Genomic DNA, 14981 nt, shown 5'->3' with positions numbered 1-14981 from the left:
TCAGGGCGCCGCGACGTGTCAGGGCACCACGACGACCGGCCAGCGGCCGGCCCGGACCAGGCGGGTGGCGACCGAGCCGACCAGCCGGTGTCCGGCCCGCTCGGAGGAGCCGACGACCACCAGATCCGCCCGGAACTCGTCGGCCGCCGCGCGCAGTTCGGCGTACGCGTCCCCGCGCCGGCGCAGGAAGGTGACCGGCAGGCCGAGCTCCTCGGCGCCGCGCCGGCACTCCCGGCGCAGCTCCGCGGTCAGCTCGTCGTGGCAGCGCTGCACCTCCCCGGCGTCCAGGCCCGGCACGAGCGTGGTCAGCCCGGGCACGGGGCTGACGTGGACCACCACCAGGGCGGAGCCCTGCCGGCGGGCGAGCCCGGCCGCGTACCAGCCGGCACGCTCCGAGGTGCGGGTGCCGTCCACGCCGACCAGCACCACCTTCGGCCCGTCCGTGCCGCGCTCGTAGGGCCCCGGCCGGGTGCGGGGGCCGTACTCCTCCCGTTCCGGGGCGTCCGTGCTCATGCCAGCTCCGTCCTCTCCGGTTGCCCTAGGCAACAACCTGGCCGGCCGACGCCCTATTCCGGCGGCCTAGAAGTACTCCTCGTTGAAGCGGCGCAGCAGCCGGGCGAAGTCCCCGACGTCCGCCGCCGACCAGGTGCCCAGGGTCTGCCGGAAGCGTTCGAGCCGGCCGCCCTGCGCGGCGTCGAACCGGCGCTGCCCCTCCTCGGTCAGGCTGAGCCGGGCGGCGCGCCGGTCGGTCGGGTCCGGGTCGCGCCGGACCAGGCCCAGGCCCTCCAGCCCGTGGATCTGCCGGCTCAGCGTCCCCTTGCCGACGCCGAGGCGGGCGGCCAGGTCGGTGAGCCGGACCGAGCCGCACCGGCGCAGCCACAGCAGCAGCCCGTACGCGTTGGGCTCCAGGCTGGGGTGCACCTCCCGGGCGATCTCCCAGGAGACCGCGCGCCCCCGGCGCAGCAGGGCCGTCAGTTCGTGCTCGACCGCCCGCATCGCCTCCGGCAGGTGCTCGTCCACGGTGGTCAGGGTACGGCGGGCGGTTCAGGCGCCCCGGGCCAGGCGCTGCCGCATCACCTCGCGCAGGTGGCCGTCACTGGTGGTGCCCTCGATCGTCACCTCGGCCGTCCGCCCGGTGTGCACCAGCGTGGCGACCGCGTTGCCGAAGTACGGGCCGGCCAGCCGCTTCCAGCGCAACGGCGGGCGGCGCACCCCGGCCGAGCGGGCGAGCGCCCGGGTGGCCCCGGCCGGCCCGGGCGACCAGCCCAGCCGCATCAGCGGGCGCATCCCCGCGGGCACCTGGTTGTGGATGGGTGAGCAGGTGAGCTGGTGCACGGGGGTGACCACGCTCCGGTCGTCGAACCGGGCCCGCGCCACGTACGAGTGGTGCACGTCGCCGGAGAGCACGCTGATCGACGCCGGTGGCGCGTACGCGGGCCCGGCCCCGACCCGGTCGCCGGGCTCGCCGGGGGTGCCGCTGCCGATCCGGGCGAACAGCGCGCCGAGCGCCTCGAACGAGCGGCGGAACGCGGCCCAGTGCTCCAGGTCCAGCCCTCGGCGCAGCTTCTCCGACAGCCGCCCGACCCAGCGCCGCCGCGAGTCGGCGAGCTTCTCGTTCCACGCCTCCACGTGGTGGATGCCCGGCGGCAGCAGCCAGGGCAGCGAGGCGCCCACCACGAGGTGGTCGTAGACGCCGTGGGCCCGGTCGAGGAACCACGACCACTCGCCCGGGGGCAGCATCGCCCGCTGGCCGGGCTCCAGCACCCGGCTGCACCGGTTGTCCAGCATCACCAGCCGGGTCCGGCCCAGGTCCAGCGCGTAGCTCCACTGGTACTGCACGGCCCGCCACCGCTCGGTGTCGTGGGCGAGGTCGGCCTCGGTGTCGACCCGCTGGCCGAACTCGCGCAGCACGCCGGTGGCGTCCTCCGCCGCGCTGACCTTCGCGAAGACCGGGTCGGCGGCGATCTCGTCGGGGGAGAGGTTGCCCAGGTGCTGGTAGACCCAGTAGGAGGCGAGGCCGCTGGCGATCCGCTCCGCCCACCAGGGCTGCTCGCGCATGTCCGCCCGCCAGGCGGCCGAGGTGTTCCAGTCGTCGATGATCTCGTGGTCGTCGAAGATCATCACGCTCGGCACGGTGGAGAGCAGCCAGCGGATCTCCGGGTCGCGCCAGGACTCCAGGTAGAGCTTGGTGTACTCGTCGAAGCTGACCACCTGGTCGCGGGGTGCGCCCCTCGGCCGCCGGCGGCGCCGCTTCAGCAGCCGCCGCACGGTGGGGGAGGTCACGTCCGCGTAGACCTGGTCGCCGAGGAGCACCAGCAGGTCGGGCAGGCCGGCCGGGTCGGGGTCGGCCATCAGCCGCCGGGCGTACGCGTCGAGCGCGTCCGGGGGCAGCCGGCGGGTGGTGGCGTGCTGGGTGGTCTCCCGGCACGAGCCGAAGATCAACCGGACCGGCTGGTCGAGGTCGTCGGCCGCCCGGGTGCGGATGACGCTGGGCGGAAACCCGCTCTTCGGCACCGGCCAGGCCACCTCGTCGTCGATCAGCACCTCGTAGCTGGTGGCGCTGTCGGGCGTGAGCCCCTCCACCACCACGAGCGCGTAGTGGTGGTCGTACGCGGAGAAGGTGGGCGCGGTGCCGCGGGCGCCGTCGGCGGTGCGGACGGTGACCACGGCGGGCGCGCTGGTCTCGACCCAGACGGTGGCCCGCGTGTCGACCACCCGCCGCAGCAACGGGCCGATCAGCAGGTGTGCCGCGGGCATGGTCGACCTCCAGACGAGCGGACTTCATCTTTACTACCCGGCCGGCGGTCGCACCACTGCTGGCTGTGACGCAGCCTACCGCCGGCCCCCGGACGGGCCCGTCGGGAGCGGTGGCTGGGACAGCTTCGCCGGCATCTGACAGGATTCCGGCATGACCGAATACCTCCTCATCGCACTCGCCCTGCTCGGCGTGCTGATCCTTGGCGGCATCGGGCTGGTCGTGCCGCGGCTGCGCCGGCGCCCGGAGCCGCCGCTGCCCGAGACGGAGGTCGAGACCCGGGCCGAGGAGGACCTCGCCGGGCCGCCGGTGCAGGCGCCGGAGGCCGAACTGTCCACCGGGATCCTGGTGGAGCCGCCGGTCGTGGAGGCCCCGGCCCCGGTGCTGGAGGTCCCCGAGCCGACCGCCGGGCGGCTGGTCCGCCTGCGCTCCCGGCTGTCCCGCTCGCAGAACGTCTTCGGCAGGAGCCTGCTCGGCCTGCTCAGCCGCGACCACCTGGACGAGGACACCTGGGAGGAGATCGAGGACAGCCTGATCACCGCCGACGTCGGCATCGACGCGACCCGGGAGATCGTCGACCGGCTGCGCGAGCGCACCCGGGTGCTCGGCACCCGGTCCGGCACCGAGCTGCGCGCCCTGCTCGCCGCGGAGCTGGTCAACGCCCTCGACCCGACCCTGGACCGCTCGCTGCACACCGCGCCCAAGGACGGCGTGCCGGCGGTGCTGCTGGTGGTCGGCGTCAACGGCGCCGGCAAGACCACCACCTGCGGCAAGGTCGCCCGGGTGCTGGTCGCCGACGGCCGGAGCGTGATCCTCGGCGCGGCCGACACCTTCCGGGCCGCCGCCGCCGACCAGCTGGAGACCTGGGCCAGTCGCGTCGGGGCCGAGACCGTGCGCGGTCCGGAGGGGGCCGACCCGGCCAGCGTCGCCTTCGACGCGGTCAAGCGCGGCATCGACACCGGCGTGGACACGGTGCTCATCGACACGGCCGGCCGGCTGCAGAACAAGGTCGGCCTGATGGACGAGCTGGGCAAGGTCAAGCGGGTGGTGGAGAAGCACGGCCCGATCGACGAGACGATCCTGATCCTGGACGCCACCACCGGGCAGAACGGGCTGGAGCAGGCCCGCGTCTTCACCGAGGTGGTCAACGTGACCGGCGTGGTGCTCACCAAGCTCGACGGCACCGCCAAGGGCGGCATCGTGATCGCCGTGCAGCGCAAGCTGGGCATCCCGGTGAAGCTGGTCGGGCTCGGCGAGGGCAAGGACGACCTCGCGCCGTTCGACCCCGCGCAGTTCGTCGACGCGCTGCTCGGTACCGAGCCGCTCGCCCGGGAGGCGTAACCTCGCAGTGACGACCGACGATCGCGCCTACGCCGGGTGGCGCGACCCCAGCCACCCGTCGCAGCGCCTCGGGAGACCGTACGTGACTTCGCAGGAGATCCCGCTGCACGGCGGGAACGTCAGCACCGTGGTGCGGGTCGGCGACACGGTCCGGCGCAACGCCGGGCCGTGGACGCCGTCGGTGCACGCCCTGCTGCGCCACCTGGAGTACGTCGGGTTCACCGGCGCCCCCCGCGCGCTCGGCATGGACGAGCGCAACCGGGAGGTCCTGTCGTACCTGGAGGGGGAGTGCGGGGAATACCCGCTGGCCCCGCACTGGGTCACCGACGAGGCCCTGGTCACCGTCGCCACCATGCTGCGGATGTTCCACGACGCCCAGTACGGCTTCGTGCCGCCGCCGGGGGCGGTGTGGCGCTCGTTCGGCCCGCCGCCGCCGGACACCGAGGTGATCTGCCACCACGACGCCGCCCCGCACAACGTCATCTGGCGGCCCGACGGCACGCTCGGGCTGATCGACTTCGACCTCGCCTCGCCCGGCGCCCGCATCTACGACGTGGCGTACGCGGCCTGGACGTGGGTGCCGATCTTCTCCGACCGGGACTCGATCACGCTCGGCTGGAAGCACCCCGACCGGCCGCGCCGGCTGCGCCTCTTCGCCGACGCGTACGGGCTGATCCCGCGGGACCGGCACCGGCTGATCCGGACCATCCGCAAGCGGATCGTGGACCACGTCGAGGGCATCCGCCGGATGGCCGCCGCCGGCGAGCCGGCCTTCGTCCGGATCGTGCACAAGGGGCACCTGCGCCGGCCGATGCGGGACCTGCGGCTGCTGGACTACGAGCGCAACGCCCTGGAGTACGCGCTGCGCTGACCGGTCCGTGCCGCCCGGGCGCCGGGCCGAGCGGTCCGTGCCGCCCGGCCCCCGGCCAGGGCGAACCCGCCGCCCGGCCCGCCCGGGCGGTGAGGGTGTCTTCACACGTCCGAAACAAGCCGTCACCGTCCGGAAATCGACGGGTGACGTTCGGGGAAACAGGGAGCGAGCAGGCTTCCGCGCATCCGGCGTACGGGCGACGCTGCCCCGGAAGCCGGAAAGGAGGGACTTCACCTTTAGGAGGCCGGCGTGCCTGACGCACCCACGATCGATTCCGGCAACACCGTCTGGTTGCTGGTGTCGACGGCGCTCGTGCTGCTCATGACGCCCGGACTGGCGCTGTTCTACGGCGGCCTGAACCGGGCCAAGGGTGTTCTGAACATGATGATGATGAGCTTCTCCGCGATCGGGCTCATCTCTGTTTTGTGGTGGTTCTACGGTTTCAGCATCGCGTTCGGCAGCGATGTCAACGGCTTCTGGGGCGACCCGGGCGCCTACCTCGGCACCAAGACCTTCCTCGCCGAGACCGACCTCTGGGGCGCGACGGCGGAGAACCCGAGCGGCATCGGCGTCCCGCTCTACGTGTTCATGGCCTTCCAGATGGTCTTCGCCGTGATCACCGTCGCGCTGATCAGCGGCGCGATCTCCGACCGGGCGAAGTTCGCCGGCTGGCTGCTGTTCGCGTTCGGCTGGGCGACGCTGGTCTACTTCCCGGTCGCGCACTGGGTGTGGGGCGGCGGCATCATCGGCGGCGACATCCACGCGCTCGACTTCGCCGGCGGCACCGCCGTGCACATCAACGCCGGCGCGGCGGCCCTGGCCCTGGTGCTGGTGCTCGGCAAGCGGCTCGGCTGGCCCCGGGAGGGCATGAAGCCGCACAACATCCCGCTCGTCGCGCTCGGCGCCGGGCTGCTCTGGTTCGGCTGGTTCGGCTTCAACGCCGGTTCCGAGCTCACCGTCGACTCGGTCGCCGGCCTGGCCTTCATCAACACCCAGCTCGCCACCGCCGCCGCGGTGCTCGGCTGGATCGCCGTCGAGTGGATCAAGGACCGGAAGCCGACGATGGTGGGCGCCTCGTCCGGCGCCGTCGCCGGCCTGGTCGCCATCACCCCGGCCTGCGGCTTCATCGCGCCCTGGGCGGCGGTGCTGCTCGGCGTCGTCGCCGGGGCGGTCTGCGCGCTGGCGATCAGCCTCAAGTACAAGCTCGGCTACGACGACTCGCTCGACGTGGTCGGCGTGCACTTCGTCGGCGGCTGGATCGGCTCGCTCTGGCTCGGCCTGTTCGCCACCAACTCGGTCAACGGCGCGATCACCGACGTCATCGGCGCCTCGGACGGCCTGTTCTACGGTGGTGGGGCGACCCAGCTCGGCCGGCAGGCCCTGGCCGGCCTGATCGTCACCGCCTGGTCCTTCGCGGTGGCCTGGGTGCTCGCCCTCGCGATCGAGAAGACCATCGGCTTCCGGCTCCGCGCCGAGGACGAGATCGGCGGCATCGACATCGCCGAGCACGCCGAGAGCGGCTACGACCTGTCGCCGGCCGCGGGCAGCGGGGGCGGCAGCGCCTTCGCCATGGCCGGGCTGACCGGTGCCAAGCAGACGGCGGCACCGGCCGCGCCCGCCGCGTCGCCCGCCGAGCCGGCCGCCGAGCCGGCCGACGAGAAGGTCGCCGGTTAACGTTCCTGTGATGGAGGGGTTGGACATGAAGCTGGTGACCGCGGTCATCAAGCCGTACCAGCTGGACGCGGTGAAGGAGGCCCTGCACGCCCTCGGCGTGGCCGGCCTGACCGTCAGCGAGGTCCAGGGCTACGGCCGGCAGAAGGGGCACACCGAGGTCTACCGGGGTGCCGAGTACACGGTCGAGTTCCTGCCCAAGATCCGGGTGGAGGTGCTCACCGACGAGATCGACGTGGAGAAGATCGTCGACGCCGTCGTCACCGCCGCCCGGACCGGCAAGATCGGCGACGGGAAGGTCTGGGTGACCTCGGTCGACGAGGTCGTCCGGGTCCGCACCGGCGAGCGCGGCCTCGACGCGCTCTGACCGGGCCACGACCGACATGACCTCGACGACCGGGAGGACCGCGTCGGGCCACGCCGGCAACGGCGGCCCGGCCCTTTCGGTCGGCGGGGTCGTCGGCGTGGACGGGGGTGTCGGGGAGGCGGCCCGGGCCGCGCGCGCCGACGCCCACGACCGGTGGCTGCGCGCTCTGCTGCCGGACCGGCCCGGCGTGGCGCTCGTCGCCGTCGGCGGGCTGGGACGGCGGCAGTGCGCCCCGCACGGCGACCTCGACCTCGTGCTGCTGCACGCCGGGGTGCCCGGCGTGGACGAGCTCGCCGCGGCGCTCTGGTATCCCGTCTGGGACGCCGGGCTGCGGCTGGACCACTCCGTCCGCACCGTCGCCGAGGCGCTGTCGGTCGCCCAGGACGACGTGAAGGTCGCCCTGGGGCTGCTCGACGCGCGGCTGGTCGCCGGGGACGCCGCGCTCGCCGACACGCTCGTCCGGTCCGCCGCCGACCACTGGCGGCGCACCGCCGTACGGCAGCTCCCCGGGCTGCGCGAGATCACCGCCGCCCGCTGGGAGGCCCACGGCGAGCTGGCCTTCCTGCTCGAGGGCGACCTGAAGGAGGCCGCCGGCGGGCTGCGCGACGTGGGCATCCTGCGGGCGATCGCCACCGCCGGGATCACCGACGCCCTGCGCCCCGCCGTCCGCGCCGCGCACCGGCGACTGCTGGACACCCGGGACGCGCTGCACGTGCAGGTCGGCCGCCGGGTCGACCGGCTGCTCGCCCAGGAACGCGACGGCGTCGCCGCGCTGCTCGGGCTGCGCCAGCCCGCGCCCGACGCGGGGCCGCGCCGATCCTCGTCCGGCGCGACCGACGCCGGCCCGCGGGCCGGGGCCGTCGCCGAGGACGGCGACGCGCTGCTGCGCCGGGTGGCGGGAGACGCGCGGACCGTCAGTCACGCCCTCGACGACGCCTTCCGCGCCGCCGACCGGCTCCGCTTGGGCCGCCGGCGGGGGGCCGACGGGCGTCCGGTGCGCCGGCCGGTGGCCCGGGACGTCGTGGAGCACGACGGCGAGCTGGTGCTGGCCCGTACCGCGATCGGCGCGCGACCGGACCCGAGCCTGTCGCTGCGGGTCGCCGCCGCCGCGGCCACCACCCGACTGCCGATCGCCCGGGCCACCTGCGAGTGGCTGGCCGCGTACTGCCCGCCGCTGCCGGCGCCGTGGCCGGCCGAGGCCCGGGCCGCGCTCGTCACCCTGCTCGGCGCCGGTCCCGGCCTGGTGCCGGCCTGGGAGACCTGCGACCGGTACGGGCTGGTCGAGGGCTGGCTGCCCGAGTGGACCCGGCTGCGCAGCCTCCCGCAGCACAACCCGGTGCACCGGTTCACCCTCGACCGGCACCTCGTGCAGACCGCGTCCGAGGCCGGCCGGCACACCCGCGAGGTGGACCGCCCCGACCTGCTGCTGCTCGGCGCCCTGCTGCACGACATCGGCAAGGGGCTGCCGGGGGACCACAGCACCATCGGCGCGCCGCTGGCCGAGGCGGTGGCCGCCCGGATCGGCCTGCCCGCGCCGGAGGCGGCGCTGATCGGCACGCTGGTCCGGCTGCACCTGCTCCTGCCCGACGTGGCCACCCGGCGGGACCTCGCCGACGCGGTCACCATCTCCGGGGTGGCCGAGCGAGTCGGCGACACCACCACCCTGGACCTGCTGCACGCCCTGGTCCGCGCCGACGCCGCGGCCACCGGGCCGGCCGCCTGGTCGGACTGGAAGGGCCGGCTGGTCGCTGAGCTGGTCGCCAGGGTCCGCACCGCGCTGGACACCGGCGCGCTGCCCGCCCCGCCCGCCCCGGACCCGGCGCTGTTGGCGGAGCCCCTGCCGGTCGTACACCTGACGGGGGACCGGGTGGCGGTGGCCGCGGCGGACCGGCGCGGCCTGCTCGCGACGGTGGCCGGGTGCCTGGCCCTGCACCGGCTGGAGGTGATCTCCGCCGACGCCTCCACGGTCGACGGCCGGGCCCTGGTCGAGTGCCGGGTGCAGCCCCGCTACGGCCTGGCGCCCGACCCGATCGCCCTCGGCGCCGACCTGCGCCGCGCGGTCAACGGCGACGTCTCGGTCACCCAGCGGCTGCGCGGCCGGGCCCTGGCGGCGCGGGCCGGGGGCGCCGCGCCGAGGGTCGTCTGGCACCGGGAGGCGGCCACCGACGCCGTGCTGCTGGAGCTGCGCGCCGCCGACGCGGCGGGCCTGCTCTACCGGGTCACCTGCGCCCTCGACGAGGCCGGCGCCCAGGTGCGCGCGGCGCGCATCTCCACCCTCGGCGGGGACGTGGTGGACGCGTTCTACCTCGTCGGCGGGTGGCCGGACGACGCCGCCCGGGCCCGGCTGGAGGCCGCGGTGCTGGCCGCGGTCTGAGGAGGGCCCGGTCGACGTCCGCGACAGAGGGAGCTGCCAACACGGTGCCCGCGAGGACCGGGCCGGCGGCCTGGACGGGGCGGCTCGTGGCCCGGGCCCGCCGCCCCGCCTGCGCCCGGCCAGGAGCGGTCATGCGGGCGGCCGGATACCCTAGCGGTGGCCGGGCGCCTCGCCCGGTCGCCGTCGTGCCTACCGGAACACTGACAAACGGGATGTTCGCGTGTTTGACACCTTGAGTGACCGCCTGTCCGGGATCTTCACCAAGCTCCGCGGCAAGGGTCGGCTCACCGACGCCGACATCGACGCCACCGCGCGCGAGATCCGCCTCGCACTGCTGGAGGCGGACGTCGCGCTGCCGGTGGTCAAGGGCTTCATCGCGAACGTCAAGGAGCGGGCGCGCGGCGCCGAGGTCTCGCAGGCGCTCAATCCCGCCCAGCAGATCATCAAGATCGTCAACGACGAGCTGGTCAACGTGCTCGGTGGCGAGGGGCGGCGGCTCCAGTTCGCCAAGCAGCCGCCGACCGTGATCATGCTGGCCGGTCTCCAGGGTTCCGGCAAGACCACCCTCGCGGGCAAGCTGGCCCGCTGGCTCAAGGCCCAGGGCCACCAGCCGCTGCTGGTCGCCGCCGACCTCCAGCGGCCCAACGCCGTCGGGCAGCTCCAGGTGCTCGGTGGCCGCGCCGGCGTCGAGGTGTACGCCCCCGAGCCCGGCAACGGTGTCGGCGACCCGGTGCAGGTCGCCCGCGCCTCGATCGAGCACGCGAAGCGGGCGGCCCGGGACATCGTCATCGTCGACACCGCCGGCCGGCTCGGCATCGACGCGGAGATGATGCAGCAGGCCGCCGACATCCGCGACGCGGTCGACCCCGAAGAGGTCATCTTCGTCATCGACGCGATGGTCGGCCAGGACGCGGTACGCACCGCCGAGGCGTTCCGCGACGGCGTCGGCATCACCGGCGTGGTCCTCTCCAAGCTCGACGGCGACGCCCGCGGTGGCGCCGCGCTGTCGGTCCGGGAGGTCACCGGCCAGCCGATCCTGTTCGCCTCCACCGGCGAGAAGCTGGAGGACTTCGACGTCTTCCACCCGGACCGGATGGCCAGCCGGATCCTGGGCATGGGCGACGTCCTCACTCTGATCGAGCAGGCCGAGCAGGCCTTCGACGCCGATCAGAAGGAGAAGATGACCGCCAAGCTGATGGGCGGCGAGCAGTTCACCCTGGAGGACTTCCTCGACCAGCTCATCGCGGTCCGCCGGATGGGCCCGATCGCCAACGTGCTGGCCATGATGCCGGGCATGGGGCAGATGAAGGACCAGCTCGCCGAGCTGGACGACAAGCACTTCGACCGGGTCACCGCGATCATCCGGTCGATGACCCCGGCCGAGCGCACCAACCCGAAGATCATCAACGGCTCCCGCCGGGCCCGCATCGCCAACGGCTCAGGCGTCACGGTGATGGACGTCAACCAGCTGCTCAACCGCTTCGCCGACGCGCAGAAGATGATGAAGCAGATGGGCGGCATGATGGGGCTGCCCGGTGGCCGGCGCAAGGCGACCAAGTCGCCGAAGAACAAGCGCAAGGGCACCAAGGGCGGCGGGCGGCCGCGCGCCGGCGCGGGGATGCCGGGCGGCTTCCCGGGCGGCATGCCGCAGCTCCCGCCGGGCATGGACCCGAACGACCTGGCCGCCGGCCAGGGCCTGCCCCCGGGCTTCAAGCTGCCGAAGATCGACTTCAACAAGCTGGGCAAGGGCGACGGCAAGCGCTGACCCCCGGCCGGCACCGCCGGCGAGTGCCGCCGCCTCCCCGGCCGCCCCGAGGCGGCGACGCGGCTACCGGCCGCCCCGGGCCGGGCGGCGGCCGGCCGCCACCCGGTCGCGGGTCACCGTCCCGGTGCCGGCTTCGGCGGGCGTCGACCCGTCACGCTGTCCAGCCGCGCCTGCTTGTGCGCGACGCGACGCCGCTGCCGCGGCGTCAACTCCGGCCGGCCGCTCTGCCGCAGGTAGTTCGGCACCCGTCGGTCGTTCGGAATCGGCGTGCTCATCTGGAGACCTCCTCTTCGGCGTGGACGGCGAGCGACCGCCCTCGCGGTACCAACCACCGTTCACCGGGGCCGGGTGAGCCGGCCCCACCCGGTCCGGGTGAACCGCCGGTGCTCGGTCCGGGTGGACGACAGCAGCAGGCCGCAGACGACCCGGTGGCGCGCGGGGCGGCCTGCCGAGGCACGACCGGGCGTGATCCGGTAGGACTGTGCACATGGCTCTGCATGTGCGTGGTGTGCTGCTACCCGACGACGAGGTCCGGGATCTCTGGCTGGTCGGTGACCGGGTCACCTTCGAACCGGTGCCCGGCGCGGAGACGATCGCCGACGGCGGCTTCGTGCTGCCCGGCCTGGTCGACGCGCACTGCCACATCGGCATCGCCCGGGGCGGCGCGCCGATCACCTCCCTCGACCAGGCCCGCGAGCTGGCCCGCACCGACGTCGGCGCCGGGGTGCTCGCCATCCGCGACGCCGGCTCGCCGTACCCGTACCCGGAACTCGACGACGAGCCGGGGCTGCCGCGCCTGGCGCGCGCCGGCCGGCACGTCGCGCCGCCGAAGCGCTACCTGCGCGACATCGGTGTGGAGGTCGGCGCGGCGGAGGTCGCCGACACGGTCGCCGCGCAGGCGGCCGCCGGCAACGGCTGGGTCAAGCTGGTCGGTGACTGGATCGACCGGGGCGTGGGGGACCTGGAGCCGTCCTGGGACGCCGACACGATGACCGCGGCCGTCGCGGCCGCGCACGCCGCGGGGGTACGCGCCGCGGTGCACACCTTCAGCGAGTCGGCCGTGGAGATCATGGTGCGTGCCGGGGTGGACTCGGTCGAGCACGGCACGGGCCTGAGCCTCGACCTGGTCGACCTGATGGCCCGGCAGGGCACCGCCCTGGTCCCCACGATGATCAACATCCGCACGTTCGGCGGGATCGCCGAGCAGGCCCGGCCCAAGTTCCCCGGGTACGCCGACCACATGCTCGCCCTGCGCGACCGCTTCCCCGAGGTGGTGCGGGCCGCGTACGAGGCGGGGGTGCCGATCTACGTGGGCACGGACGCCGGCGGCGGCATCGACCACGGCCTGGCCGCCGAGGAGATGCTGCTGCTGCACGAGCAGGCCGGCATGCCGGCGGTGGACGTCCTCGCCGCCGCGTCCTGGCGGGGGCGCGAGTGGCTGGGCTTCCCCGGCCTGGTCGAGGGCGGCCTGGCGGACCTCGTCGTCTATCCCGAGGACCCGCGCGCCGACCTGCGCGCCGTGCGCAGCCCCGCCCGCATCGTGCTGCGCGGTCGCGTCGTCCGCTGACCCGCCGTGCCCGCCGGCGAGCCGGCGCATGGCCGATCCCGCTCCGGTGCCGCGCCGGTCAGTCGGTGTGGGCGCCCCGGGCAGGAGCGGGTGCACCGCCGGGTCGGCGAGGCGGGCGGCGGTCAGTCGGTGTGGGCGCCCTGGGTGACCGCGTGCAGGAGCAGGTACACCGCCAGGTCGGCGAGGCGGGCGGCGGTCTGTGCGACCGGGGCGCCGGGCAGGATGATGTGGCTGATCACCAACCGGACGACCGAGTCCGTGGCGTAGGCGACCGCGGCCCGGTCGGCGCCCGGCAGCACCTCGTCGGCCCACTCCAGCAGCGCCTCGGTGGCCTCGGTCAGGACCAGCTCCGACCGGGTGGTCAGGTAGGGCAGCAGCTCGTCGGAACCGCCCCCGGTGCTGGTCAGCACTGCCTTGATCAACGGGTCGCCGGCCGCCTGCGTGAGGGTGTGCGAGATGGTGGCGTGCGCGGCCGCCCGGACGTCGTCGCCGTGGGCGCGTAGGAGGGCGCGCACGTCGCCGACGAACCGGTCGACCTCCCGCCGGGCGAGCGCCTCGGCCAGCCCCGCCTTGCTGCCGAACTCGTTGTAGACCGTCTGCCGGCTGACCCCGGCCGCCCGGGCGACGGCACCCATCCGGACGCCGTCCCAGCCGCTCGCGACCGTCAGGGACCGGGCGGCATCGACGATCGCGTCCCTGGACCGGCTGCCGTTGTTCACGCTGCCATGGTGGCGTACGCCCCCGGCCCGCCGCACCCGGCCGTCCCGGTAGCTGACGACGACACCGTGCCCGATCGCGCCGTCCGGACGGCCGACGCATAGGATGTGCGGTCATGGCACGCGTGCTCACTCCCCGTGCGGAGGACTTTCCCCGCTGGTACCAGGACCTGATCGCCAAGGCGAAGCTGGCCGACAACGGCCCGGTCCGGGGGACCATGGTCATCCGACCGGCCGGTTACGCCATCTGGGAGCGGATGCAGGCCGAGATGGACGCCCGGATCAAGGCGGCGGGCGCGGAGAACGCGTACTTCCCGCTCTTCATCCCCGAGAGCTACCTCAAGCGCGAGGCCGAGCACGTCGAGGGCTTCTCGCCGGAGCTCGCGGTGGTCACCCACGGCGGCGGCAAGCAGCTCGCCGAGCCGGTCGTGGTGCGCCCCACCAGCGAGACCGTCATCGGCGAGTTCATGGCCAAGTGGATCGACTCCTACCGGGACCTGCCGCTGCTGCTCAACCAGTGGGCCAACGTGGTCCGCTGGGAGCTGCGCCCCCGGGTCTTCCTGCGCACCAGCGAGTTCCTGTGGCAGGAGGGGCACACCGCGCACGCCACCCGCTCCGACGCGCGGGCCTACGCCCGCCGGATCCTGCACGAGGCGTACGAGGACCTGATGGTCAACGTGCTGGGCATCCCGGTGGTCGTCGGCCTGAAGACGGCCCGTGAGCGCTTCGCCGGCGCGACCGCCACCTACACCTGCGAAGGCATGATGGGCGACGGCAAGGCCCTCCAGCTCGGCACCAGCCACGAGCTGGGGCAGAACTTCGCCAAGGCGTTCGACATCAGCTACTCCTCGGCCGAGGGCGGCCGGGAGCACGCCTGGACGACCTCCTGGGGCACCTCGACCCGGATGCTCGGCGGCCTGATCATGTGCCACGGCGACGACAACGGCCTGCGGGTGCCGCCGAAGCTGGCGCCGGTGCAGGCGTACGTCATGGTGGTCAAGGACGGCGAGGGGGTCGGCGAGGCGGCGGCCAAGCTGCGTGACGCGCTGCGCGACGCCGGCGTCCGGGTCGCGCTCGACGACCGCACCGACACCCCGTTCGGCCGCCGGGCCGTCGACGCCGAGCTGCGCGGCTATCCGGTACGCGTCGAGGTCGGTCCCCGCGACCTGGCCGCCGGCAACGCGGTCGTGGTCCGGCGCACCGACGGCTCGAAGTCCCCGACGGCCGTGGCCGACGTGGTCACCACCGTGCTGGCCGCCCTCGACGCCGACCAGCAGGCGCTGCATGACCAGGCCCTGGCGCACCGCCAGTCCCGCACGGTCGAGGTGTCGACCCTGGCCGAGGCGATCGAGGCGGCCGCCACCGGCTGGGCCCGGGTGCCGTGGTCGGCGGTCGGCGTCCAGGGCGAGGCGGAGGCCAACGGGCAGGGCGTCACCGTGCGCTGCCTGCTTCGCGCCGACGGTTCCGTGCCCGACTCCGAGGACGAGCCGGACCTCGTCGCCATCCTGGCCCGCGCCTACTGAGCGCCGTGTGAGGAAGGGGCCCTTCCTGACG

Annotated in this window: 13 protein-coding genes; 8 read left to right on the top strand and 5 right to left on the bottom strand. The window is 74.5% G+C overall.

What is annotated here, in order from left to right:
* Positions 1–18 precede the first annotated feature (18 nt).
* From ACFY23_RS17585 to ACFY23_RS17575, 3 genes are all read right to left on the bottom strand, one after another.
* Positions 19–513: a universal stress protein gene (locus tag ACFY23_RS17585; RefSeq protein WP_350680425.1), complete on the bottom strand. Its 495-nt coding sequence runs from the start codon at positions 511–513 to the stop codon at positions 19–21.
* Positions 514–579: 66 nt separating this feature from the next.
* Positions 580–1020 carry a MarR family transcriptional regulator gene (locus tag ACFY23_RS17580; RefSeq protein ID WP_350680423.1) on the bottom strand — a complete coding sequence of 147 codons (441 nt, stop codon included), beginning with the start codon at positions 1018–1020 and terminating at the stop codon, positions 580–582.
* 24 nt (positions 1021–1044) lie between these two features.
* Complete coding sequence (locus tag ACFY23_RS17575; protein ID WP_350680421.1) at positions 1045–2757, bottom strand: alkaline phosphatase D family protein; 1713 nt, start codon at positions 2755–2757, stop codon at positions 1045–1047.
* Positions 2758–2908: 151 nt separating this feature from the next.
* Here ACFY23_RS17575 and ftsY point away from each other — a divergent pair, with 151 nt between their 5' ends.
* The 6 genes from ftsY (at position 2909) to ffh (ending at position 11144) form a co-directional block, all read left to right on the top strand.
* Positions 2909–4096 carry a signal recognition particle-docking protein FtsY gene (gene ftsY / locus ACFY23_RS17570; RefSeq protein WP_350680419.1) on the top strand — a complete coding sequence of 396 codons (1188 nt, stop codon included), beginning with the start codon at positions 2909–2911 and terminating at the stop codon, positions 4094–4096.
* Positions 4097–4103: 7 nt separating this feature from the next.
* The gene (locus ACFY23_RS17565) at positions 4104–4967 is read left to right on the top strand and encodes an aminoglycoside phosphotransferase family protein (RefSeq protein ID WP_350680417.1); all 864 of its coding nucleotides are present in this window, start codon (positions 4104–4106) and stop codon (positions 4965–4967) included.
* Positions 4968–5216: 249 nt separating this feature from the next.
* Positions 5217–6641: an ammonium transporter gene (locus ACFY23_RS17560; RefSeq protein ID WP_350680415.1), complete on the top strand. Its 1425-nt coding sequence runs from the start codon at positions 5217–5219 to the stop codon at positions 6639–6641.
* A gap of 25 nt (positions 6642–6666) precedes the next feature.
* Positions 6667–7005 carry a P-II family nitrogen regulator gene (locus ACFY23_RS17555; RefSeq protein ID WP_350680459.1) on the top strand — a complete coding sequence of 113 codons (339 nt, stop codon included), beginning with the start codon at positions 6667–6669 and terminating at the stop codon, positions 7003–7005.
* A 16-nt stretch (positions 7006–7021) separates the two neighbouring features.
* A complete protein-coding gene (locus tag ACFY23_RS17550; protein WP_350680413.1) occupies positions 7022–9379 on the top strand; it encodes a [protein-PII] uridylyltransferase in 2358 nt (785 codons plus the stop codon).
* A 220-nt stretch (positions 9380–9599) separates the two neighbouring features.
* Positions 9600–11144 carry a signal recognition particle protein gene (ffh, locus tag ACFY23_RS17545; RefSeq protein WP_350680411.1) on the top strand — a complete coding sequence of 515 codons (1545 nt, stop codon included), beginning with the start codon at positions 9600–9602 and terminating at the stop codon, positions 11142–11144.
* 113 nt (positions 11145–11257) lie between these two features.
* Here the strand turns inward: ffh and ACFY23_RS17540 are convergent, their stop codons facing one another.
* Positions 11258–11419: a hypothetical protein gene (locus tag ACFY23_RS17540; RefSeq protein ID WP_350680409.1), complete on the bottom strand. Its 162-nt coding sequence runs from the start codon at positions 11417–11419 to the stop codon at positions 11258–11260.
* Positions 11420–11631: 212 nt separating this feature from the next.
* Here ACFY23_RS17540 and ACFY23_RS17535 point away from each other — a divergent pair, with 212 nt between their 5' ends.
* Entirely contained in the window at positions 11632–12711 is a 1080-nt protein-coding gene (locus ACFY23_RS17535; RefSeq protein ID WP_350680407.1) for an amidohydrolase family protein, read from the top strand.
* 122 nt (positions 12712–12833) lie between these two features.
* Here the strand turns inward: ACFY23_RS17535 and ACFY23_RS17530 are convergent, their stop codons facing one another.
* On the bottom strand, positions 12834–13430 hold the full coding sequence (locus tag ACFY23_RS17530) for a TetR family transcriptional regulator (protein WP_350680405.1): 597 nt from the start codon (positions 13428–13430) through the stop codon (positions 12834–12836).
* A 113-nt stretch (positions 13431–13543) separates the two neighbouring features.
* Between ACFY23_RS17530 and proS the strand changes: the two genes are divergently transcribed.
* Entirely contained in the window at positions 13544–14950 is a 1407-nt protein-coding gene (proS, locus tag ACFY23_RS17525; protein ID WP_350680403.1) for a proline--tRNA ligase, read from the top strand.
* The last annotated feature ends 31 nt before the right edge of the window (positions 14951–14981 follow it).

This window comes from Micromonospora sp. NPDC000121 (assembly GCF_042899165.1).
GTDB lineage: Bacteria > Actinomycetota > Actinomycetes > Mycobacteriales > Micromonosporaceae > Micromonospora.
Note: the sequence above shows the minus strand (reverse complement) of the source record. Positions and strands in the feature narration are given on the sequence as shown.